This window comes from Hyphomonas sp. UBA4505 (genome assembly GCF_002388685.1).
Classification (GTDB): domain Bacteria; phylum Pseudomonadota; class Alphaproteobacteria; order Caulobacterales; family Hyphomonadaceae; genus Hyphomonas.
The window spans coordinates 77157-100778 of record NZ_DGMZ01000007.1; the positions used below are offsets into that span (position 1 = coordinate 77157).

A 23622-nucleotide genomic window follows, 5' to 3' on the forward strand; every position below is an offset into this window, starting at 1 on the left:
TACATCGTGCCCATGACTCCTGTAGAGCTATTGAAATCCCTCAGCGGTCCGGCCGCCCTCTCTGGTGCGCCGTTTGGTGCAGACCTGATTGCCTTTTGTGCCGCATTACAGAAGCGCGGCGGGGCGGGAGTTTATGTCGCCCGTGATGACAAGACAGCGGCCACAGCGCGGCGGGTGGCGCAGTTTGCCGAGCCCCGTCTGGAGCAGGTCGACCTGCCAAGTTGGGACACGCTGCCCTATGATCGGGTCAGCCCGACAGCGGGAGTTTCCGCTCGCCGATGCGCCGCACTTGCGCGGTTATCTCGCTATGACCCGGAGCAGGGTCCAATCCTGGTGGTCACCACCGCATCGTCGCTGGTTCAGCGGGTGCCTCCTGTTAGCGTGCTACGCCGGTCTTCATTCGCGGTCACGCTCGGCCAGTCCGTGAACCAGAAAGAACTTACCGAGTATCTTGCCGTAAATGGCTATTTGCGATCAAGCACCGTGCGCGAGCATGGGGAGTTCGCGATTCGGGGCGGGATCATCGATATTTTCCCGCCGACCTCTCCTGAACCGTATCGTCTCGACTTTTTCGGCGACACATTGGAAACCCTCCGCACCTTCGACACCGAAACGCAGCGGTCTACAGGGGATGCGAAAAGCGTCGCCTTTGCACCGGTCAGCGAAATCCTGTTTGACGATGATGTGCTGGCGCGGTTTCGCGAGAAGTACCTGGCCGCGTTCGGACCGCCTTCGGGCGACCCGGCTTATGAAGCCGCGCGCGCATCCATCCGGCGGCAGGGCGTGGAAGGCTGGCTGCCATTGTTTCATGACCACCTGGAAACAGTATTCGACTATGTGGGCTCAGACCCGCTTATAGGCATGGGCCATCTCGCCGGTGAAGCGTCCGCAGAACGCCTGTCGCAAGCTGAAGACTATCATGCCGCCCGTTTGGAGGCGGGTGAAGGAGATGTACGACAGGCGAAAGTGTTGCCGCCGGATTCGCTTTACCTGACTCCAAGGGAATTGGAGGCCGGGCTCGCTTCGCGAGCCACCGCACGTTTCTATCCATCCGAACCCAGCGCCGAAGCATTTGACCTGGGAGGCCGTGCTGGCCGTGATTTCGCCCCGGAACGCCTGCACGCAGACATCAATGTATTCGAAGCGGCGATTGCTCATGCCAAGCGTCTCCAATCTGACGGTCGCCCGGTTGTGTTTGCGGCATGGTCGGTTGGTTCAGCAGATCGCCTGATCAATGTCATGGCGGATCACGGCCTGACAGACTTGGCATTGGTGCATTCTCTCGACGCGGCAAAGAAGACTGACTTCACGGTTGTGGAAATCCCTCTGGAGTCAGGGTTCGAGACGCCGGACGTGGCTTTGATCTCGGAAGCCGACATTCTGGGCGACAGGCTGGCCGGGCCTAGGCGTAAGCGGAAGACAGCGAATTTCATATCAGATGCCGCCGCACTCAATCCTGGCGACCTGATCGTGCATATTGATCATGGGGTGGGGCGCTATGTAGGCCTCAAGACGCTGGACCTTACCGGCGCGCCGCATGACTGCCTTCATCTGGAATATGCGGGCGGTGACACAATATTCCTCCCGGTAGAGAATATTGACCTGATCAGCCGGTACGGAGCAGAGGATTCGGAAAACCAACTCGACCGTCTCGGTGGGGCAGGCTGGCAAACGCGGAAAGCCAAAGCCAAGAAGCGCATTCTCGAAATGGCGGCCGAGCTAATGCATATCGCCGCCGCCCGTGAGTTGAAACGTGCAGATGCCGTCAATGCCGGGCAGGGCCTGTATGAAGAATTCGCAGCACGCTTCCCCTATGAAGAAACTGATGATCAGTTGAATGCGATTGAAGATGTCATTGGCGATCTCGCGTCAGGCAAGCCAATGGATCGACTGGTTTGTGGCGATGTCGGTTTCGGCAAGACGGAAGTCGCATTGCGCGGTGCGTTTGTTGCAGCGATGAGCGGCAAGCAGGTCGCGGTGATTGCGCCGACTACGCTGCTCGCGCGTCAGCACTACAAGACATTTGCTGAGCGCTTTGCAGGTTGGCCTTTGAAGGTTCGCCAATTGTCACGACTTGTCGGTGCGAAAGAGGCTGCGGAAACGCGCGAGGGGATTGCGGATGGCAGTGTAGATGTGGTGGTGGGCACACACGCAGTGCTCACAAAGACTATTGAGTTCAAGCGCCTCGGTCTGTTGGTAGTGGATGAAGAGCAGCGCTTCGGTGTAAAGCACAAAGAACGACTCAAAGAGTTGAAAGCCGACGTTCACGTCCTAACGCTGTCGGCCACACCTATTCCGCGTACGTTGCAAATGGCACTTACAGGAATTCGCGATCTGTCGATCATCGCTACGCCGCCGGTCGACCGCCTGTCAGTGCGGACTTACATCACTGAAGAAGACACGGTTACTCTGAGGGAGGCCTTGCTTCGCGAGAAGTATCGTGGCGGACAGGCCTTCTTCGTGGCGCCGCGCATTCAGGACCTGGACAAGCTGGAACGCTTCCTTCACGACAATGTGCCTGAGGTTTCCTATATCGTTGCCCACGGCCAGATGGCAGCAGGCGAACTCGAAGACATCATGACAGCCTTCTATGAGGGCAAGTATGACGTGCTGCTTTCGACGACGATTGTTGAAAGCGGACTGGACATACCGCGTGCCAACACATTGATCATACACCGGGCCGACATGTTCGGCCTTGCTCAACTGTATCAGTTGCGCGGTCGGGTCGGCCGATCGAAGCTGCGCGCCTATGCCTATTTCACGACGCCGCGCGACAAGGTGATTACCGAGACGGCTGACCGCCGTTTGAAAATCCTGCAGTCGCTGGACTCTCTGGGCGCGGGCTTCCAGCTAGCCAGCCATGACCTGGACATGCGCGGATCTGGAAACCTTCTTGGCGACCAGCAATCTGGTCATGTGAAGGAAGTTGGCGTGGAACTCTACCAGTCCATGCTGGAAGATGCCGTCAATGCGCTTAAGGCCGGAGCGAGAGATGACGAAGACTTTGCGGATGACTGGTCGCCGCAGATCAATACCGGAGCGGCCGTGCTGATTCCGGAAAGCTATGTAGAAGATCTGAACATCCGGCTTTCCCTGTATCGACGCCTGTCTGAGATTTCGACAGCTGCGGAGCGCGAGTCCTTCGCCGCTGAACTGATTGACCGGTTTGGTCCGTTGCCGGATGAGACGAGGCAGTTGCTCGAAGTCACCGCAATCAAGGTACAGTGCAAAGTTTTGGGTATCTCCAAACTGGATGCCGGGCAGAAGGGCGCGGTCTTTGCCTTCCGCGAAGATACGGTACTCGATCCTGCGCGTTTGCTGGACGTTGTACGCAGTCGGCCGTCCCAGTTGCGGATCAGACCGGACTCCAAATTGGTTCACTCAGGACTTGGCGGCACACCCGAACAGCGTTTGTCGGGAATTCGTGGCTTTCTGAAAGAGCTCGAGGCTGCGGCTGGCCTGGTTCCGGCCTAGGCGGTTCTGGCTTTTTGGTAGACACCTGACCGAGCTTCAGACAACAGTCTGCGAGCGTCATGATAAGCGCGCTTTTCGGTAATGCGCCAGCCAAGACGTGCTGCAAGGTCTGGTGCCACCGCTTCCAACTCTCGAAACAAGCGTTCGCAGATTTGGACAGCACCTTTGTAGCCTGTCGCGGACAAGCTGATGGCAAACGTGTCCGGGTCGATGGTCACAGGTAGGTCTGTTTCTCGCATGTTTGACAGGACTACATTGGCGACGAGTTTTTTCTGGCGATGTGCAAGGCGATCATGTTGCGGATCGCAAATGACCAGAAGAGACAGCGGATCCCCTCGGTCTGCTGAAAGCTCGATCTGGTTCTGAAGATGCGCCTCAAAAAAGGTCTGGGAAAAGAGACCGGTTTCTGAATGGCAAATTGCTGACATGGACATGTTGTCTTTGACTTTAAGCGATTGCACTGCGGCACGTCGACCGTAGGCGTCGACATGAGCCGCCAGATCATGGGCGGGCGTGCAGGGTTCGAACACGTGAGACATGTATCGAATGATAGTTTCCAAACTATGCGAGGGTTCTGTGCCTTCACTGAGTAATCCGAGCAGAGGCGTATGTTCAAAATGCTCAATGGAAGCCGTCACCCAGTTGGCGAGCTTATGCAGGCTTCGAGGTTCCGACGGGATATCGAGCAAGATGGCTGCAAAGGCTCTTTGCCTGACATAGTCTGCCGCAGTATGGGCACTGAAGACAGCCGTGACGGTAATTCCGCGTTCGCCGAGCGCAGCCTGCAATGCAAGAAAGCGTGTAGACCCATCTCCGAGATAGAGGAGGTCCGGCACCGTCTCAGCGGAGGGCTCGGGCAATGTCACTCCGAAAGTAGCAGCCGTTTCCCGGCGCAAGCGCAATTCCGACATGCGGGCGCTGCGCCGTGTGATGGCGTCGAGCCTCCCTCTCAGGACGGATAAATCGCGGTCACGCGGGATGAAGACAGCATTGGCAAAATGACCCGCAAAGACGGGGTCACCCAAAATTAGGGTCGGTCGAAGTGATTGGCCAAAGTCGTCGATAAACTGGCCCAACGTGTCCTTGTCGAGGCTTTGGGTATCTACGAGCAGTGCCTCAGATGATGAGTGTGAAATCGGTAAGTCTGCCCCGAACGGGCGCATGCGACCCGACCGGAGGCGTGACAGGATCATCTCCAGACGCGCACCTGCAGCCAATACTTCTATCGGTGGGTCAAGGTATGCGAGGTGGTTCATATGGCTCGTAAGGATTGTGTCGGGCGACGTTGCGGTACCCCTTCCTTTTGAGCCGCGCCGGCTTAATGATCCGCTAAATTGACCCGGTGAGACAAAAATAAAAGGTAGGATATGTCATGGCTCAAGGACCGTTGAATGGCGTTCGGATTGTAGAGTTCGCAGGTATTGGACCTGGACCCTTTTGCGGCATGCTGTTGTCTGATCTTGGCGCAGATGTGATTCGGATTGATCGGAAGGGTGATGGTCGCCCTGGCCGCGCAGCTGATGTGATGAGCCGGGGGCGCCGGTCCATCGGACTCAACCTGAAAGATACTGCTGATGTCGAAACTGCGTTGAAGCTGATCGAGAAAGCTGATGGGCTGATCGAGGGTTTCCGACCCGGCGTCATGGAGCGCAACGGTCTCGGGCCTGATGTCGCGCTCGCCCGCAATCCGAAGCTGGTTTACGGGCGCATGACGGGATGGGGACAGACCGGCGCGCTGTCGCATGCTGCGGGACATGACCTCAACTATATCGCCATTACAGGTGCACTTCATGCGATGGGCGATGGCGACGGTCGCCCGCGTCCGCCGCTCAATCTGGTTGGCGACTATGGAGGCGGCGCGCTCTATTTGGCGATGGGCCTGCTGGCTGGCCTCGTGAATGTGAAAAATGGCGGCGAAGGCCAAGTTATTGATGTGGCGATGTCTGATGGTGCGGCTTCACTGGCGACCATGTTCTACGGAATGAAAGCGATGGGTCTCTGGACTGATGACAGAGAGGCAAACCTTCTCGATGGCGGAGCGCATTTCTATGACACGTATGAGTGCAGCGATGGCAAATGGGTATCGATCGGATCGATCGAGCCACAATTTTACGCTCTGCTACTGGAAAAAGCGGGTCTGACCGATCCCGGCTTTCAAGCTCAAATGGACCGCTCGAAGTGGCCTGATCTGAAGCAAAAGATCATGGCGGTGTTCAAGACCAAAACGCGCGATGAGTGGTGTGAGATAATGGAAGGCACTGACATCTGTTTTGCGCCAGTCCTCTCCATGTCAGAAGCGCCATCCCATAAGCACAATGTGGACCGTCAGACGTTTGTGGAGATCGAGGGAGTGGTTCAGCCTGCGCCCGCACCGCGATTCTCCGCGACGCCCGGGGCCATCCAGGGGCGGCCAGCTGGATTGGGGGAACATTCTGGTGAGATCCTCAAAGATTGGGGAATTCAATAGACCGAGTTCGCCTCACAGATGAATGGGAGACAACCGGACGAACTGCAAACCGTTCAGGTTGACCCTGCTAGTGAATGTCTTGTTGGGCACAGGTCTTGGGCAATTTGTCTGGACGTCTGCTCAACGTCCTTCTTGCTGAACTTGGTCGTCCCGCGGGACGACCATTTTTCTTGCGCCAGGTGGCATTGTCCTTACGCTTGCGAAAAAAGCATCAAGAAGAACGAGGCGTCATGAAACATCTTCCCTATATTCTGCCCGCTCTGCTGCTGGGGGCCTGTGGCGCGGACATCCAACCGGAAGAACCGGCCACACCGCGCGAAATTCATGAACGCGTTCTTGTGATGGATTCGCATCTGGACACGCCTGCGAATTTCTCAAAACCGGATTTCGATATTCTCGCTGACAACCCTTCGCGAATTGGACAAGTTCAAGTCGACCTGCCCAAAATGGAGCGAGGGGGGCTTGATGGCGGGTTCTGGGTGATCTTCACTCCGCAGGGGCCTTTGGATGAAGCGTCGTATGAGGCGGCGAAACAGGCAGCGTTCACACGATCAGACGATATCCTCGCAATGGTCGAGGCTCATCCGGACGCATTCGAACTGGCCTACACGGCTGATGATGCTGAGCGCATCGTTGCGGAGGGCAAGCGGATCGTCTTCCAGTCGATCGAGAACAGCTACCCGTTTGGCACTGACCTGACCGTGCTTGAGGATTTTTATGAACGCGGTGTGCGACTCGTTGGGCCGGTGCATTTCCGGGACAACCAATTTGCGGACAGCGCCACAGATTTGTCAGCGACGGACCTCGGTGGGCTAACTCCGCTTGGAGAAGAATTGGTTCGGGAGGCCAATCGGCTCGGCATGATGGTTGATGGCTCGCATGCTGCCGACTCGGCCGTTGAGGACATCATGGAAATCTCCACGACTCCGATCGTGCTGTCACATTCCGGCGTGAAAGCCCTGTACGACCATCCCCGGAACATTCCGGATGATCTGTTGCGGCGTGTCGCGGAAAACGGCGGCGTTATCCAGATGAATGCCCTTGGATCATATATCGAGAATCTCGAGTCCCCTGCAGAACGCACGACCGCGCTGGAAGAACTGGCTGCCTCGTATGAGGGACGTTCGCCTTTCGACCTTACCGACGAAGAGCGCAAGCAGTACATGGCACGCCGTGGCGAAATCGATTCGGCCTATCCAATGCCGCTTTCCTCGTTTGAAGTGTTCATGGAGCAAATGCTGTATGCGCTTGAGATCGTTGGACCGGAACATGTCGGTATGGGCGCAGATTGGGATGGCGGCGGCGGCGTTGCCGGCATGGAGGACGTCTCTCTCTTGCCAAAGGTGACGGAACGCCTGCTGGAAGAGGGCTATACAGAAGCTGACCTGGAGAATATCTGGGGCGGAAACCTGCTTCGAATCATGCGCCAGGCCGAGGCAGCAAAGGCCCAATAGGCTCATCAGGCCGGACTGAAGAAATTCGACCAGCGGTGACGTTGGAGTCTTGCAAAGAGACAGACCTCTATGTATGAGGCCTCTTTCCAATTCACGCGCATTTCGCGCCAAACCACTGGATACCTGTTATGGCAGTTCCAAAGAGCAAGATCTCGAAGTCGCGCCGCGGCATGCGCCGCTCGCACGACCGGCTGGATATGAACACATATATTGAAGATGCGGAATCCGGTGAACTGCGCCGTCCGCACCACATCGACCTGAAAACCGGCATGTATCGCGGGCGTCAGGTTCTTGAGCCACGTGACGATATCTAAACGACCCGCTGTTGCGCTTTTGAGCGCGCAGCCTTAAGGGTGCGAGCGCTTCCTGCCAGAGCAGGGGGCGCTTTTTTTTTATTTCTAGGCGCAAAGGTACAGCCACTCATGAGCGAGATCATCGACATCCATGCCCGGGAAATCCTGGATAGCCGAGGCAACCCAACCGTCGAAGTTGATGTGACGCTGGAAGATGGCTCTCTCGGCCGCGCGGCAGTCCCTTCTGGCGCTTCTACGGGTGCGTATGAGGCCCATGAACAGCGTGATGGGGACAAGGCGCGTTATCTCGGCAAGGGCGTGCTGAAGGCCGTTGACGCCGTGAATGGTGAAATCTTCAACGAACTGGCTGGTCTGGACGCAACCGAACAGCGCATGATCGACATGTTGATGATCGATCTGGATGGAACGGAAAACAAGTCCCGCCTCGGCGCGAATGCGATTCTGGGCGTCTCCATGGCACTTGCAAAAGCTGCTGCCGAGAGCTCGGCTATGCCCCTCTACCGATATGTGGGTGGACCCAATGCCCGCGTTCTGCCGACGCCGATGATGAACATCATCAATGGCGGCGCGCATGCTGACAATCCGATCGACATCCAGGAATTCATGGTCATGCCAGTCAGCGCAGAGAGCCTCTCTGAATCCGTGCGCATGGGTGCCGAAGTCTTCCATGCGCTGAAGAAAACCCTGAGTGATGCAGGCCACAATACGAATGTCGGCGACGAAGGCGGGTTTGCGCCAAATCTGGCATCTACTGACGAAGCCATCGGTTTTGTGATGAAGGCTATTGAGAAGGCTGGATACAAACCTGGAGAGGACATGGCATTGGCGCTCGATGCGGCCTCTACAGAGTTCTACAAGAACGGCAAATATGAGCTTGCCGGGGAAGGGAAATCCCTCGGCTCCGACGAATTCGCAGCCTACCTGGCCGATCTTTGCGCCCGCTATCCCATCATCTCCATTGAAGATGGTATGGCCGAAGATGATTGGGATGGCTGGGTCGCCTTGACCGAATCAATCGGTGACAGGGTTCAGCTGGTGGGCGACGATCTGTTCGTAACCAATCCGGATCGTTTGTCTATCGGCCTTCAAAAAGGCGCGGCGAACTCCATTCTGGTGAAGGTCAATCAGATCGGCACATTGTCCGAAACGCTCGACGCGGTCGAATTGGCGCATCTTCATGGCTATACGGCGGTCATGTCCCACCGTTCTGGCGAGACAGAGGACGCAACGATTGCAGACCTCGCCGTTGCGACCAATTGCGGACAGATCAAGACGGGGTCTCTTTCTCGTTCCGACCGTATTGCCAAATACAACCAGCTGATTCGCATAGAAGAAGAGCTGGGACCTGTTGGCATCTTTGCCGGCCGCTCGCGCATCAACGCTGCCTAGCGGTCTGGGCCCGTCCATCGGGCCGGCGGCGATCACGCTCTCTTAACCATAACCGGATTAGGTGAGGTTATGAAATCGCGACTCGAGGCCGCCGGCCTGTCTCTTCTTGTGCTCTATTTCGCCTACCACGCGTTTGCGGGGGAGAAGGGGCTTGGGCGTTGGTCTGATGCCCAGATGGAGTTGGAGGATCGCAAGGCTGAACTCGCCAGCCTTGAGAGCGACTTGAATCGTCTCCAGGTCGATATCAGACGCCTGACTCCGGGATCGGTGGATCCTGATTTCGTGGAAGCCATGGCGCGGGACAAGCTGGCTTTTGTCTATCCGAATGAAATTGTTCTCGTCTCTTCGGAACCAAGCTCTGCAAATTGACATAGTTGTTCTGACTTGTCGTTGCGTAATCGCGCATACATAAGTCTGGAAAAGGGTTGGAGCGAACTTATGGCGACTAAAGCAAGAAGTACCAAAAAGGCACCTTCAAAGACCAGCAAGGCGGAGATGCTGAAATATTATCGGGCCATGCTCCTGATACGCCGGTTTGAGGAAAAAGCCGGACAGCTCTACGGCATGGGCAAGATTGCTGGCTTCTGTCACCTTTACATTGGCCAGGAAGCGGTCGTGACGGGCATGCAAGCCTGTTTGAAGGATGGCGACCAGATCATCACAGGGTATCGCGATCATGGTCACATGTTGGCATGCGACATGGACCCACGTGGCGTGATGGCGGAACTCACAGGTCGCATCGGCGGGCTTTCCAAAGGGAAGGGCGGATCGATGCACATGTTTTCCAAGGAAAAGAATTTCTATGGAGGCCATGGGATCGTTGGAGCTCAGGTTCCGATTGGCACCGGCCTTGGATTCGCCAACAAATATCGCGGAACGGACAACGTTGCCCTTGCATATTTCGGGGACGGCGCCGCCAATCAGGGGCAGGTCTACGAAGCATTCAACATGGCGTCGCTCTGGGATCTGCCAGTCGTCTATGTCATCGAGAATAACATGTACGCGATGGGCACAAGTGTGGCGCGGCACGCCTCGGAAACCGAACTCTACAAGCGCGGCATTTCATTCGAAATCGAAGGCGAGGAAGTCGATGGCATGGATGTCATGGCTGTGCGCGAAGCAGGCGAAAAAGCCGTCAAATATGCTCGTTCCGGAAAAGGTCCGTACATACTGGAAATGAAGACTTATCGGTATCGCGGCCACTCCATGTCGGACCCAGCCAAATACCGGAAACGGGAAGAAGTCGACGACATCCGATCGCACCACGATCCAATCGAGGGCCTGAAAGGTCAGCTTCTTGAACTGGGTCATGCAAGCGAAGACGAACTCAAGAATATCGACAAAGAGATCAAGGGCATCGTCAAGGAAGCCGCCGACTATTCTCTTGAGAGCCCGGAGCCCGATCCATCCGAACTCTGGACTGACGTCCTGAAAGACATCGAGGTCGCCTGATGCCAGGAAAGAAAGCACCTCGACTGTCCGCCATCCTGTTTTCCGGAGCACATTAATGTCCGTAGATATTCTCATGCCCGCCCTGTCTCCGACCATGGAAGAGGGCACATTGTCGAAATGGTTGAAACAGGAGGGGGACACTGTCTCCTCCGGCGACATCATTGCCGAAATCGAAACTGACAAAGCCACAATGGAAGTCGAAGCGGTGGACGAGGGCGTTTTGGCCAAGATCCTCATTCCCGAAGGCACCGAAGGCGTAAAGGTCAATGCCGTCATTGCGGTGCTCGCTGAGGAAGGCGAAGATGCCGCCAAGGTGGAAGCCAAAGGCGATGCTGGCGGCCAGGCCACCGAAGAGCCGGCCGAGTCTGGTGAGGGTATGAAAACAGAGGAGACGGGCGACGAAGTCGAGGCCCCGAAGGCTGCCGTTTTGTCAGACCCGAGCATCCCCGAAGGCACTTCCTTTACCGACACGACGGTGCGGGACGCATTGCGCGACGCCATGGCCGAAGAGATGCGCCGTGACGAATCCGTTTTCGTAATGGGTGAAGAGGTGGCCGAGTATCAAGGTGCCTATAAGGTCACACGGGAACTGCTTCAGGAATTCGGCGCACGCCGTGTGGTGGATACACCGATCACGGAACATGGGTTTGCCGGGCTTGGGGTAGGGGCCGCCTTTGCAGGACTCAAACCCATCGTCGAATTCATGACCTTCAATTTCGCCATGCAGGCCATCGACCAGATCATTAACTCGGCGGCCAAGACCCTATACATGTCAGGTGGCCAGATGGGCTGTCCCATCGTATTCCGTGGCCCCAATGGCGCCGCATCGCGCGTGGGCGCACAGCACAGTCAGGACTATTCGGCATGGTATGGCCAGATCCCTGGGCTGAAAGTGGTTGCGCCATATGACGCCGCCGACGCGAAAGGCCTGCTCAAGGCGGCTATCCGCGATCCGAACCCGGTCGTATTCCTTGAACATGAGCTACTGTACGGAAACAGTTTCCCGGTTCCTGATCTCGACGATCATGTACTGCCTATCGGCAAGGCTGCCATTAAACGATCCGGCTCAGACGTAACGCTCGTCGCGCATTCCCGAATGGTTGGATTCGCGCTACAGGCCGCCGAGACGCTCGCAGAGCAAGGCATTGACGCAGAAGTCATAGACCTGCGTACAATCCGTCCGCTCGACACAAAAACAGTGATCGAAAGCGTGAAGAAAACCAATCGCATTGTCTGTTGTGAAGAAGGCTGGCGTTTCTTCGGCGTCGGGGCGGAGATTGCGGCCACAGTGACGGCCGAAGCGTTTGATTATCTCGACGCACCACCTGCCCGTGTCCATCAAAAGGATGTGCCCCTGCCTTATGCGGCCAATCTGGAGGCGATGAGCCTTCCGAATGCCGATGATATTGTCGAAGCTGCGCGGAGAGTTTGCTATGTCGACTGAGAAACGAGAACTCAAATCGCCGCCATCTGTTGAGGGCGCTGACATCGCTCAGGAAATGATCCGGTTCTGGATCGCAGACAATACAGACCATGTAAGCCTGCGTGTCGGCGAAGCAGCTGATCCGGCGACGGAGCCAACCATGTGGGGCTTCATCCTGGGCGACATCGCCAAGCATGTCACAGACGCTTTCAAGGATCATCATCCAGACGGCCCTGAAAAGGAAGAGATCATCAAGGAGATCGTGACCGGCTTCCTGAATCGCATCCAGTTCGGCCCGAAATCACCGGGCGATGTCCAGAAGATGGGGGACTGATATGGCTATCAATATCACCATGCCCGCCCTGTCTCCGACAATGGAAGAGGGCACGCTTGCAAAATGGTTGGTAAAGGAAGGTGACACCGTTTCCTCCGGTGACATCATTGCCGAGATTGAGACCGACAAAGCCACGATGGAAGTCGAGGCAGTGGATGAAGGTGTTGTCGCCAAGATCCTCATTGAGGCCGGCGCGGAAGGCGTAAAGGTCAATGAAGTGATCGCCATCCTTGCCGAGGAAGGTGAAGACGCCTCCTCAGTCAAAGCACCCGCCAAGTCAAATGCACCGAAAGACAAGGCAGAAGCCGCGCTTAAACCGGAAGAACCGAAACCGGCTGCCATGGCAGAAACTACTGCCCCGGCAAAGAAAGCAGACAGCGCAGCTACGCCTTCCAAGTCACCCCTGCCATCTGCAACCTCATCAGATGGCCGCATCAAGGCCAGCCCCTTGGCACGCCGGATTGCGGAGATGAAAGGTCTAGACCTTTCGGGGCTGACGGGGACTGGTCCGCGCGGCCGGATCATCAAGCGCGACGTCGAGAACGCCAAAGCCGCACCGTCTGGCGCGAGCGCGGGGGCTGCAACCCAACCGGATGGCCTAATCCTGCCGCAGGTCCTGGACGATCGGGTCTATGCGCCTGACAGTTATGAACTCGTGCCACTGGACGGCATGCGCAAGACTGTCGCCAAGCGTCTGACGACCAGCTTCATGCAGGTTCCGCATTTCCCGCTGAATATCGATCTTGAGCTCGATCATCTGCTTGCGAGCCGTGCTGCGATCAATGCTGCGGCACGCGAAGGCGTGAAGGTTTCGGTCAATGATATGCTCATCAAGGCTGCCGCCATGGCTCTGATGGACGAGCCGGATTGCAATGCATCCTATACCGACAAAGGTATCGCCTATCACAAGCATGCCAATGTTTCGGTTGCTGTCGCGATTGAAGGAGGCCTGATCACGCCAGTTGTGTTCAGCGCGGAGACCAAAGGCCTGGCAGAGATATCGGAAGAGATGAAGGATCTTGCGACCCGGGCGCGGGAGCGGAAGCTGAAGCCGCAGGAATATAGCGGCGGCACATTCAGTATTTCCAATCTCGGCATGTTCGGAATCAAGAGCTTTGCCTCAATTATCAATCCACCTGAAGGCATGATCCTGTCAGTCGGCGCGGGTGAAAAGCGCGCTATCGTCGACGCCAAGGGAAATATTGTCGCCCGTACCGTCATGACGGTAACGCTCACCTGTGACCACCGCGTGGTTGGTGGGGCGGAGGGAGCCAAATGGCTTCAGGCTTTCAAACGGTATGTTGAAACCCCCGAAGCCATGCTGCTCTGATGACGCGGCTCGGGATGATGCTTGTCAGCCTGACCCTCCTCGCCGGATGCTCCGAGGAAAGCGTTTCCACGGACAAGTCGTCGGGCATGAATGAGGCGGATATTCGCATGATCGCTGGCGAGCTTGCGATCCAGAAAGGCATCAGCCTTTTGTGCGACAGGGAGGCTACAGACCAGCTTTCGGAGTTCATGGAAGACCTGCGCTACGAAGGACTAGCTCGGGAGCTTCGCGAAGATGTTGCCGCTGACAGCGTTGTTCTGATGAACAAGATTTCTGCGGAAGAACCGGAATACATTTGCACGCCTGAAATGTTCGAGAGCGCGGATTTGCGCGTCTCCCAGGCGCTTCTGGCATGGGATGAAATGAGAGGAATTACCCAATGAGTACGCAGTACGACCTCATCGTGATCGGATCCGGGCCTGGCGGGTATGTTTCGGCCATTCGCGCGTCGCAGCTGGGCATGAAGACGGCCATCGTCGAACGTGAAAGCCTCGGTGGGATTTGTCTGAACTGGGGCTGTATCCCGACCAAAGCGCTGCTGCGGTCGGCGGAAGTCCTGCACCTGGCCAAGAACGCAAAGGAATTCGGTCTGAAAATCGACAAGGCCGATTTTGACCTCGATGCTGTCGTGAAGCGTTCACGCGGCGTGGCGAACCAGCTATCGACCGGAGTCAAATTCCTGATGAAGAAAAACAAGATCGACGTTATCGAAGGCACCGCCCGTCTCGAAAAAGGTACGCAGGCACCAAAGGTCATCGTCAAAGGCAAAGATGGCAAGGAAACGTCCTTCCAAGCCAAGCACGTCATGTTGGCGACGGGCGCGCGGGCGCGGGACATCCCGCAAGCCGGTCTGGTTGCAGACAAGAAACTGATCTGGACTTATCGTGAAGCCATGACGCCGGATGTCATGCCAAAGCGGCTGTTGGTCATAGGATCAGGTGCGATTGGCATTGAATTCGCAAGTTTCTATCATGAACTGGGCGCTGAGGTGACAGTCGCTGAAGTGATGGATCGCATTCTGCCGGTGGAAGACGAGGAAATTTCGAAACTCGCGGAAAAGGACTTCAAGAAGCAAGGCCTGAACATTGTTACAGGCGCGAAAGTCGAAAATCTGAAAGCGGGCAAGTCCACCGTTACAGCAGAAATTACAGACAAGTCCGGCAAGAAGGAAAACAAGGAATTCGACCGGGCGATTCTCGCAGTTGGGATTGTCGGCAATGTTGAAGATCTTGGCCTCGAAGATCTGGGCGTAAAGGTCGAGAAGACCCATGTGACCGTGGACAATTTTGGCCGTACCGGGGTCAAAGGTCTATACGCAATCGGCGATCTGACGGGCCCGCCATGGTTGGCCCACAAGGCCTCTCATGAAGGTGTGGTTTGTGTGGAAGGTATCGCCGGGGCCGATCATGCCGAACCTTTTGATCCCTGGAACGTTCCAGGCTGCACTTACGCGCACCCGCAGGTCGCCAGCGTCGGTCTGACTGAAAAAGCCGCAAAGGAAAAAGGCTACGATATCAAGGTTGGCCGCTTCCCCTTCATCGGCAATGGCAAGGCCATAGCAATGGGCGCCTCTGAAGGCCTCGTAAAAACCATCTTCGACAAGAAGACCGGGGAATTGCTCGGCGCGCACATGATCGGCGCAGAAGTCACCGAACTGATCCAGGGCTATGTTATCGCGCGCCAGGGTGAGTTGACCGAGCAGGATCTCGCTCACACAATCTTCCCGCATCCGACCATTTCGGAGAGCATGCATGAATCCGTTCTGGATGCCGAAGGCCGTGTGATACATATCTAGGGACCAGTCGCACCGTGCGACGGTCGCGGGGGCGTTCCATGAAACTCAAAATCGGTCCGGGTGCTCTTGTCGCCGCGGGCTTCATTGGACCTGGCACGGTCACTGCTTGCACGCTCGCCGGCGCAAATTTCGGCTATGCCCTCATCTGGGCGTTGGTCTTCGCCACCTTTGCCACAATCATCCTGCAAGAGATGGCGGCCCGACTTGGCATCGTTTCCGGCAAGGGATTGGCAGCCGCCATGACCGCCCCCGAAAATGGGCCGATCATCAGATGGTCCATAATAGTTCTTGGCGTTTCGGCACTCGCTGTCGGTAATTCAGCTTACGAGGCAGGAAATCTTGCTGGTGGAGCGTTGGGGCTTGAGGCTCTGGTGGGATCCTTCGGCATTTCACACAAACTGATTGTATTGGTTCTAAGCACAGTTTCTGGCGGATTTCTTCTGTTTGGACACTACCGGCATATCGAAAAACTGCTGATTAGCCTGGTTCTGCTCATGAGCGTCGCCTTTGCAGGCAGTGTCCTCATCACGCGACCTGATATGTCCGCATGGTTTGGAGGTCTGTGGCCGACCGTACCCGATTCTGGATTGCTGACAGCCATCGCTTTGATTGGCACGACCATCGTTCCGTACAATCTGTTTCTCCACGCCTCGACGGTTCGTGATAAGTGGCCAGACAGGTCTGCGACGGCGTTGCGAGCGGCGCGAACGGACACGGCTATATCAATCGGTTTGGGCGGGATCGTCTCCATTCTGGTTTTGTCGACCGCAGCGGCTAGCCTGTTCGGATCAGGCATAGCTGTCAGTTCTGCCGCTGATATGGCATCTTCAATCGAGCCAGCCTACGGGCCGTTCGCAAAATATCTGGTTGGCGTCGGCCTATTCGGCGCCGGACTTTCGTCATCAATTACCGCGCCGTTGGCGACATCCTATGCCATGTCCGAGTTCGGCGGCTTCCCACGTAATGGTCGCGTGTTTCGCGGCATTGCGCTCACCGTTCTAATCGTTGGGACCGCTGTCGCTTTGCTAGGCGTCCGCCCCATAAGCATCATACTTTTCGCGCAAATTGCGAATGGGCTGATATTGCCAATTATCGCAGTGTTCCTGCTTATCGCAATGAACCGACGCGGATTGTTGGGTGACCACGTCAATTCATGGCTGACCAACTTACTGGGTATGGCAGTCGTCGTAATTACCTTTGGCCTTGGCTTGCGCCTTATCCTGAGAGCCCTAAATGTGTGGTCATGAGCCGCACAATTTGTCTGAACTCTGATATCGGGGAATTGCCGGGCGAAACTGGTCGCGCAATGGATCGTGCAATCCTTGATGTGGTCAGCCGGTGCAGTATCGCCTGCGGCGGCCACGCTGGTGACGATGATAGTATGCGAGCGACGCTGAAAGCTGCCAAGGCGCGCCACGTGGTCGTCGGTGCGCATCCATCTTATCCGGACAGGCAAAACTTCGGGCGCAAAAGCATGAAGATGCCGCAAGATGAACTGGAATCATCGCTCCGTCAGCAGGTGAGAGCGCTTGGCAGTTTTGCGAGAGGTCAAGGCATAGCGATCGACCATCTCAAACCCCATGGCGCATTGTACTATGACGCTTCGCGGGATCCCACGCTTGCAGAATTCATCGTGCGACTCACACGTGACGCACGCATACGGGCCGTAATTGGGCCGCCTGATTCCATGCTGGCCAAGATTGCCCACGCTACGGGCACTGATTTTCTGGCCGAAGGCTTTGCGGACCGCACATACGCCCGCGATGGCTCGCTACTCGCGCGAGGTGAGTCAGGTGCAGTGATCCACGAGGCGGATGCTCAAGCAGCGCAGGTAATAAGCATAATCGAGGACAGCACGGTCATAGCCGCGGACAACCAAGTGATTTCTCTCCAAGTGGACACAATCTGTCTTCACGGAGATACGGCAGGAGCAGTCCAATCCGCACTCGCACTCAGAGAAGCGCTTCACTCACGGGGTATCGAAATCAAGGCACAGGCCGCGCCGTGAAGGCACCGGTTATCGTGCCATGCGGTGACGATGCGCTGAGGCTTGTCATGCGGGCGACGGAAGACCGTCAGGCTATTGCACGCGCCCTGCGTGGCAGCCGCATTTGGGATGAGGTTGTGATCGGTCGGGAAAGTGTAACGGTTCAATTTGACCCTTCCGCCCTAGGCCCAGCCAAGGCGCTGGCCATGTTGAAACAAGCGGTAATGGCTGACATTAACGCGGCAGTTGTCGACGCGCCGAATTTAAAGTTGCTGGTACGGTCTGATGAGGCCAATGCGCCCGACCTTGCGGACTGTGCGGCGGCGAACAACTGCTCTAGCAATGAGTTTCTAAATATCTTGGTTCGCTCGAATTTAAGTGTCGACATGCTCGGATTCGCGCCCGGTTTTGCGTATCTGTCGGGTGTCGATCCAAATCTGTTGGGGGGTAGGCTGGATCACCCCCGTCAGCGGGTCAAAGCCGGTTCTATTGGCTTTATCAAAGGCTATCTCGGCATTTATGCTCTGGACGGGCCAGGGGGCTGGCCAATTATTGGCCGGACCGATGCGATGCTCTTCGACAAAACGGCGCGAGATCCTTTTGTCCTCTCGCCGGGTGCCGAAGTTCAAATAGAGTGGGTCTGACGTGACGCTTCGCATCATGAATGCCGGGCCACAGGCGACCCTGCAGGGCAACCAGAGAGCGGGATATCGCTATTCTGGTATTCCGTCATCCGGGCCTGCTGACCCCGTTTCCCATGCGATCGCAAACCATCTGGTTGGGAATCACGCGAGCACGACCGGAATCGAGATCACCTATGGACCCTTCTCGGTAGAGTTTCAGGCATCCGCAGCAATCGCGCTTACCGGAGCGGTGGCTCCGACCAGCTTGAATGGTCGTGTGGTTTCATTTCACGAGACACACTTCGTCAAGCAGGGCGATTTTCTGGAAGTCGGCCGTCCGGACCATGGGCTGCGAACCTATCTGGCGATCTCTGGTGGAGTTGTGGGTGATGAGTTCCTGGAGAGCGAGTCCACCTATATTCCTGCAGGCTTGGGTGGTTTTGATGGCCGGGCGCTCCGGTCTGGGGATGTGGTTGAAACGAGCCCCCGCACAAAACCCCGCCGGGAAACGACACCTGAAACGCTGCTGTTTCCACTCGGCAACAGTTTTGCTCTGCGGGCGAGCGAAGGGCCTGACTATACAGACGACTGCACTCATCTTTGGACGGAGCAATACAAGGCAACACGCCGAGCTAGCAGAATTGGTATCGAGCTGGATGGCGCGTTTCCCAAAATAGATTCCATCGAAAACCTGCCGAGCGCCGGAATTTTCCCTGGCGCATTGCAGTTGCCGCCGCAGGGAAGGGGGTTCCTACTATTACCAGACTGTCAGACCACAGGAGGTTATCCGCACATTCTGCAGGTTAACCGGTCTGACCGACACCTACTCGGTCAGATCCGGCCCGGCGATTCTATCTTGTTCCTGCACAGGACGCGGGAGCAAGCGGCCGACGATCTGATAAAGAAGCAGAAATTGATTGCATCCTGGATCGGTGGGTTCCGAGTGTAGCCGAGCTGGCCGCACGTTCGAAGTGTAAACAAAACCTTGATAGAGGGTGTTGTGCAATTTCCGGGAGCCGTTCATGGAAGGCGATCAGTACATGATGTGCGCCGTCTCTGAGCATCGCGCCAATGAACGTTGATGCCGGTCCGCCAAGTTGTCGTGGAATGCTAATCCATGAATCGCATAATCATCATTATGGGAAATGGTGTTGATGTATTATATAATGAAATCAAGGCGCAAGCCATCATGCCCAGGTATCACGCCGGTCGGAAGTTCTTTGCAGAGCGTTTGGTAATCCATGTCGACATGCATGTTCGTCAGTACTGCCAGGCGCGGCGATATATCCGCGATCCACTCCAATGCCTGATCAAGATTTGCATGCGATGGGTGCGGCGCGTACCGCAATGCGTCGATGATTAGTGTATCACTCCCCTTCAGTGCTTCCAGCGTTTCTTCTGGTAGTCCGTTAACGTCATTACAGTAGGCGAGATTACCTATACGAAAACCGAGGCAGCGAATGCGGCCATGCTCCATATCGAGTGGCAAGAATTCAATACCGCCGCCGGCACCGGAAATCTTAACCAACTCGAGCGGCACAAGTTCATCTTGCAGGTCCAGGATCGACGGGTAACCACCCTTCCCCTCGAAACAATATGAAAACCGTTCTGTCAGAGTGCCGCGAGTTTCAGCGCTCAGATAAGTGGGTATTGGCTTGCGTTGGCGAATGCAGATCGGTCGCACGTCATCAATTCCGTGGCTCTGGTCGGCATGGTCATGCGTATACAGGATCGCGTCCAGGTGGCCGATCTGTTCGGCAAGCAACTGTTCTCGCAGATCTGGCGACGTATCGATCAGGACATTTGTGGATGCGCCATGAGCGTCGAACGACTGAACGAGCGCCGAGCATCGCAGGCGGCGATTTTTTGGTTCCGATGGATCGCACGCGCCCCAATCGCCACCGACGCGTGGAACGCCGCCGGATGAGCCCGTGCCCAGCAGTGTGAAGATACCTGTCGCCATCAGTTCGGTATTCTCGAGAAAAGGCGCATGGCGTTGTCGGTCGTTGTTTTCAGGACGTCGTCGAGTGGAATACTCTTTAGGCTTGCGAGCGCTTCAGCAACGTGAATGAGATAGGAGGGTTCATTGCGTCGCCCGCGCATCGGCACCGGCGCGAGATAAGGACAGTCAGTTTCAAGGATCAGGCGGTCCATCGGGACATCTGCAATCACTTCCCTGACTTCCCGCGCGCTCTTGAAAGACAGTATGCCTGATACGGACACGAATCCTCCAAGGTCGAGGCCGCGCTGGGCCAGCCGCGCGCCACCCGTATAGCAATGCAACAGCGGGACGAAACTTCCCTTTTCGAACTCCTCTTCAAGGATATCGCCCATCATTTCATCAGCTTCACGTGTGTGCAGGATGAGCGGCAGGCCCGTCTGTCTGGCCGCTTCGACATGCGTTCTCAGACTGTTTATCTGTGCATCCTCTGCGCTGTAGCCATAATGGAAATCGAGGCCGGTTTCGCCTATGGCAACCACATTGGGATCCGCCGCCCCGTTGACCAGATCATTGACCGACAGATCGGTGAAATCCTTGCTGTGATGAGGGTGGACGCCGATCGAGCACCAGATGCCCGGATGTGCCTGCGCAATCGACCTGACCGCCTCGAAATTGTCGAGACGATCACAGATTGCGAGCATACGCTTCACACCGGCCTCGTCAGCCCGTGTGAGCACGTCGCCCAGATCGTCGGCAAACGTCTCGCCGTGCAAATTCACATGCGTATCAAACATAGCTGACGACTTAATGCGCCTTTGCAGCGCTATAAAGCCCTGCAATCAGCTTGGATGCCGTTTGAGCAGGATCCATCTTCAGGGCGCGCGCTTCGCCAGCGAGCCGGGATACTTCCAGCCAAGCCTTGGCTGCGGCGGGCTCCCGTTCTGCGCGCTGCGCCAGCCATGTCAGAATTTCCTCCTGAAACGCCTGCATGGCGGTATCGTCAGCACTTGCAGTCTGGAGCGCGTCCGTCACTAGCCCGTCATTCGGTCTCGGCAGGCTGCGCAAAAGGACCTTGGCCGCGTGAGATGCCGCGAGACCTGCCGGCGTAGATAACTGTATTCCCAAGCCTGGTCGCCCCTTGGACAAAGACGCGGCTTCAGCCGGCGCGGTGGCGGTTTCCAATGCGCGTTTTGTATCTTCATCACCCAGTGCCGAGACTCGCAGGACTCTGCAGCGCGACCGAATGGTTGGCAGGATAGGTGTCGTTCCATGATTCACCAGAAACAGGATGCTATGCTCCGGTGGTTCTTCAAGTGTCTTGAGCAAGGCATTCGCACCATTTCGATTCAATTCGTCCAGCGAGTCGATAATGCCGACGCGCCACCCACCTTGTGCGGGCTTGAGGGAAAAGAACTGGATCAGCTCACGCACCTGATCGACCGAGATATCCTGGCGTAGCTTGCCTTTGTCGTTCAACTCGCGATGTACCACGCGCAAATCGGGATGAGCGCCGGTAAGACAGGTTCGCGCAACCGGGTCAGAAGAATCTGCATCAAGCGGCGCTGCTTCCGGGCCGCGAGCGCCGAGCATGTAAGCGGCGAGCCGGTTTGCCATTGTGGCCTTACCGATTCCTGATGGCCCTTCGATCAGCCAGCCATGGTGTAGCTTGCCGGTTGTTGCCGATGCCAGAAACGAAGCCTCAGCCGTATCGTGCCCATACAGAGGCCAGGCGATGCTCATCCTGCCATCTCATTCAATGCATAAGTTTGAGACACGATGCGCCAGGCTGCTGCGTACACGCTGGCGATATCCCGAGAAGCATCTATCAGTTTGCAACGCAGAGGCTCTTCTTGCGACAGCGAAATAAATCCCTGACGGACTGCGTGATGAAAGTCAGTAGCGCGCTTTTCAAAGGCATCGTCCGGACCATTGCGCGCAGATCTGCGGCCTGCGGTGGTTTCGAGGGGGGCATCAAGAACGAGCGTCAGTGTTGGTACCGTGTCTCCCAAGACGGTGCTTTCCATCGATTTGAGGACATTGGACGAGACGCCGCCTTTGACACTTTGATACACGCGCGTGGAATCCGCAAAGCGATCACAGATCACCCATTTTCCCTCAGCCAGTGCAGGCCGTATCAATTTTTCCAAATGGTCACTGCGGGCGGCATTCATCAGCAAGGCTTCGCTCATTGGCGACCAGTCCGCGCCAGCGGGCGGATGCAATGCAAGTTCGCGAACAGCTTCTGCCAGTGGAGTGCCGCCGGGCTCGCGCGTTGTGACGACGTCAAAGCCCTCAGCCCGCAAGCGCTCTGCCAAAGCGTGTTGAAGCGTGGACTTGCCTGTACCTTCACCGCCTTCGAGCGTAATGAATCTGAGGGGCGAGACCTCAGCCATCATTGCCGCCGATCATCTGGCTGAGACCTTCGACTGCTCGGCCGAAGAAGCCGAGCTTCTTGACCGTTGCCTCCGCAACGATAGGCGCTTCGGTTGCAACCTGACCTTCTACAGTCACGACCAGTTTTCCGACCGTGTCGCCAGCACGGATAGGCGCCTCGAGCGCACCATCAAGAACTATCTCCGATGTCGCTTTCTCAAGCGCAGCCTTGTGGCCGGCTATCGTCATCTTGCTGGCGAGCGAAACCGGCACCATTTGTTGCTGACCGAGCCAGACTTTGACTTCCGGTAGCTCGACGCTCTCCGGCGTGATCACTTTCAGATCATAGCTCTGGAATGCCATCCGCATCATGCGTTCGCCTTCCTGGGCTCGCGCCGCCATGCTCTCAAGACCGTTGATGACGATTGTACGCCGTACGCCGTCACGAACGGCGGAGGCGGTGAGTCCATATCCCGAAACCTCGAGGTGACCCGTCTTGAGGCCATCAGTGCCTTCAATACTGAGCAATGGATTGCGATTTGCCTGCGTATATTCGCGCCACGTATATGACGGCATGTCGTACCAGTCGTAGTATTGCGGATACTTGTCGATAGTGAGCTTCGCCATCTTGGCGAGGTCTTCTGCAGATATAACGTGGCCAACGGCCTCAAGGCCGGTCGTGTTCTGGAAGTTCGCAGAACTCATGCCGAGTTCATGGGCGAGGGAGGTCATACGCCGTGCAAAGGCTTCCTCTGATCCCGATATACCCTGAGCCAACACGATACAGGCGTCATTGCCAGACATGATGATTACGCCGTGCAGAAGTTCTTCAACGGTTGGCGTATCGCCGGGCGCAAGTCCCATTGTCGATGTACCAGACGGGAAACCACCTCGGCGCCACGCGTCTTCGCTGACGGTGAATTTGTCGGTCAGGGAAATCTCCCCCCGATCAATCAGTTCGAACACGAGGTAGGCCGTCATCATCTTTGTCATGGAGGCGGGGATCATGGGTTCCGCGCCATCCTTGGAGAAGAGTATTGTGCCCGTCTCGTGATCCATGATCACAGCATGACTGGCGGGCGTATCCATGATCTGTGCCTGGGCCGAACCCGTCGCTGCGACTGCCATCAGAATGGCGGTGAGGATCTGGGTTTTTGGCAGCATTGTAAGCCTCCGAAATGTGCTGAACGGTTGGCCGAAACCAATACGGCCCTTTTTCCCGTTTATACAGGAAAAAGGGCCGGTTTGTGGTCAGCGTCAATGGT

22 protein-coding genes are annotated in these 23622 nt (G+C 56.5%); 16 read left to right on the plus strand and 6 right to left on the minus strand.

Going from position 1 to position 23622, the window contains the following annotated elements; translation table 11 throughout:
• Positions 1-12: 12 nt before the first annotated feature.
• A complete protein-coding gene (mfd, locus tag B3527_RS04350; protein ID WP_290478826.1) occupies positions 13-3474 on the plus strand; it encodes a transcription-repair coupling factor in 3462 nt (1153 codons plus the stop codon).
• On the opposite strand, the gene B3527_RS04355 is transcribed toward mfd, so the two are convergent.
• Positions 3471-4730, minus strand: a complete 1260-nt coding sequence (locus B3527_RS04355) for a hypothetical protein (protein WP_290478825.1) — start codon at positions 4728-4730, stop codon at positions 3471-3473. The two genes, mfd and B3527_RS04355, sit on opposite strands and share 4 nt — an antisense overlap.
• A gap of 116 nt (positions 4731-4846) precedes the next feature.
• Between B3527_RS04355 and B3527_RS04360 the strand changes: the two genes are divergently transcribed.
• The 15 genes from B3527_RS04360 to B3527_RS04430 all read left to right on the plus strand — a co-directional run bounded on the left by B3527_RS04360 (position 4847) and on the right by B3527_RS04430 (position 18991).
• A complete protein-coding gene (locus tag B3527_RS04360; protein ID WP_290478824.1) occupies positions 4847-5941 on the plus strand; it encodes a CaiB/BaiF CoA transferase family protein in 1095 nt (364 codons plus the stop codon).
• Between the two features lie 230 nt (positions 5942-6171).
• Positions 6172-7395, plus strand: a complete 1224-nt coding sequence (locus tag B3527_RS04365; protein WP_290478823.1) for a dipeptidase — start codon at positions 6172-6174, stop codon at positions 7393-7395.
• Positions 7396-7523: 128 nt separating this feature from the next.
• Positions 7524-7709, plus strand: coding sequence for a 50S ribosomal protein L32 (gene rpmF / locus B3527_RS04370; protein WP_034812412.1), 186 nt, complete (start codon positions 7524-7526; stop codon positions 7707-7709).
• Between the two features lie 108 nt (positions 7710-7817).
• The gene (gene eno, locus B3527_RS04375) at positions 7818-9098 is read left to right on the plus strand and encodes a phosphopyruvate hydratase (RefSeq protein WP_290478822.1); all 1281 of its coding nucleotides are present in this window, start codon (positions 7818-7820) and stop codon (positions 9096-9098) included.
• A 69-nt stretch (positions 9099-9167) separates the two neighbouring features.
• Positions 9168-9467, plus strand: a complete 300-nt coding sequence (locus B3527_RS04380) for an FtsB family cell division protein (protein ID WP_034812408.1) — start codon at positions 9168-9170, stop codon at positions 9465-9467.
• A gap of 69 nt (positions 9468-9536) precedes the next feature.
• Positions 9537-10550 carry a pyruvate dehydrogenase (acetyl-transferring) E1 component subunit alpha gene (pdhA, locus tag B3527_RS04385; protein WP_290944678.1) on the plus strand — a complete coding sequence of 338 codons (1014 nt, stop codon included), beginning with the start codon at positions 9537-9539 and terminating at the stop codon, positions 10548-10550.
• Positions 10551-10605: 55 nt separating this feature from the next.
• Complete coding sequence (locus B3527_RS04390; RefSeq protein WP_290478820.1) at positions 10606-11994, plus strand: pyruvate dehydrogenase complex E1 component subunit beta; 1389 nt, start codon at positions 10606-10608, stop codon at positions 11992-11994.
• A complete protein-coding gene (locus tag B3527_RS04395) occupies positions 11984-12307 on the plus strand; it encodes a DUF5076 domain-containing protein (RefSeq protein ID WP_206990456.1) in 324 nt (107 codons plus the stop codon). Before B3527_RS04390 ends, B3527_RS04395 begins: the two co-directional genes overlap by 11 nt.
• Before the next feature lies 1 nt (position 12308).
• Complete coding sequence (locus B3527_RS04400) at positions 12309-13637, plus strand: pyruvate dehydrogenase complex dihydrolipoamide acetyltransferase (protein WP_206990457.1); 1329 nt, start codon at positions 12309-12311, stop codon at positions 13635-13637.
• Complete coding sequence (locus B3527_RS04405; RefSeq protein WP_290478819.1) at positions 13637-14020, plus strand: hypothetical protein; 384 nt, start codon at positions 13637-13639, stop codon at positions 14018-14020. Before B3527_RS04400 ends, B3527_RS04405 begins: the two co-directional genes overlap by 1 nt.
• Positions 14017-15432: a dihydrolipoyl dehydrogenase gene (gene lpdA / locus B3527_RS04410; protein ID WP_206990459.1), complete on the plus strand. Its 1416-nt coding sequence runs from the start codon at positions 14017-14019 to the stop codon at positions 15430-15432. The genes B3527_RS04405 and lpdA overlap by 4 nt, the downstream gene beginning before the upstream one ends.
• Positions 15433-15470: 38 nt before the next feature.
• Positions 15471-16679 (plus strand): Nramp family divalent metal transporter, encoded by a 1209-nt coding sequence (locus B3527_RS04415; protein WP_290478818.1) that lies wholly within the window; start codon positions 15471-15473, stop codon positions 16677-16679.
• Entirely contained in the window at positions 16676-17440 is a 765-nt protein-coding gene (gene pxpA / locus B3527_RS04420; protein WP_290478817.1) for a 5-oxoprolinase subunit PxpA, read from the plus strand. Before B3527_RS04415 ends, pxpA begins: the two co-directional genes overlap by 4 nt.
• 14 nt (positions 17441-17454) lie before the next feature.
• Positions 17455-18063, plus strand: coding sequence for a 5-oxoprolinase subunit B family protein (locus B3527_RS04425; protein ID WP_290478870.1), 609 nt, complete (start codon positions 17455-17457; stop codon positions 18061-18063).
• Position 18064: 1 nt separating this feature from the next.
• A complete protein-coding gene (locus tag B3527_RS04430; protein WP_290478816.1) occupies positions 18065-18991 on the plus strand; it encodes a biotin-dependent carboxyltransferase family protein in 927 nt (308 codons plus the stop codon).
• Between the two features lie 210 nt (positions 18992-19201).
• Here B3527_RS04430 and B3527_RS04435 read toward each other — a convergent pair whose 3' ends face one another.
• From B3527_RS04435 to B3527_RS04455, 5 genes are read right to left on the minus strand one after another with little or no spacing between them, the layout of a single operon-like run.
• On the minus strand, positions 19202-20005 hold the full coding sequence (locus tag B3527_RS04435) for an MBL fold metallo-hydrolase (protein ID WP_290478815.1): 804 nt from the start codon (positions 20003-20005) through the stop codon (positions 19202-19204).
• Entirely contained in the window at positions 20005-20778 is a 774-nt protein-coding gene (locus B3527_RS04440) for a TatD family hydrolase (protein WP_206990465.1), read from the minus strand. Before B3527_RS04440 ends, B3527_RS04435 begins: the two co-directional genes overlap by 1 nt.
• Before the next feature lie 10 nt (positions 20779-20788).
• Positions 20789-21724 (minus strand): DNA polymerase III subunit delta', encoded by a 936-nt coding sequence (locus B3527_RS04445; protein WP_290478814.1) that lies wholly within the window; start codon positions 21722-21724, stop codon positions 20789-20791.
• A complete protein-coding gene (gene tmk, locus B3527_RS04450; RefSeq protein ID WP_290944680.1) occupies positions 21721-22380 on the minus strand; it encodes a dTMP kinase in 660 nt (219 codons plus the stop codon). The genes B3527_RS04445 and tmk overlap by 4 nt, the downstream gene beginning before the upstream one ends.
• Positions 22370-23521 carry a D-alanyl-D-alanine carboxypeptidase family protein gene (locus B3527_RS04455; RefSeq protein ID WP_290478813.1) on the minus strand — a complete coding sequence of 384 codons (1152 nt, stop codon included), beginning with the start codon at positions 23519-23521 and terminating at the stop codon, positions 22370-22372. Before B3527_RS04455 ends, tmk begins: the two co-directional genes overlap by 11 nt.
• Positions 23522-23622: the final 101 nt, after the last annotated feature.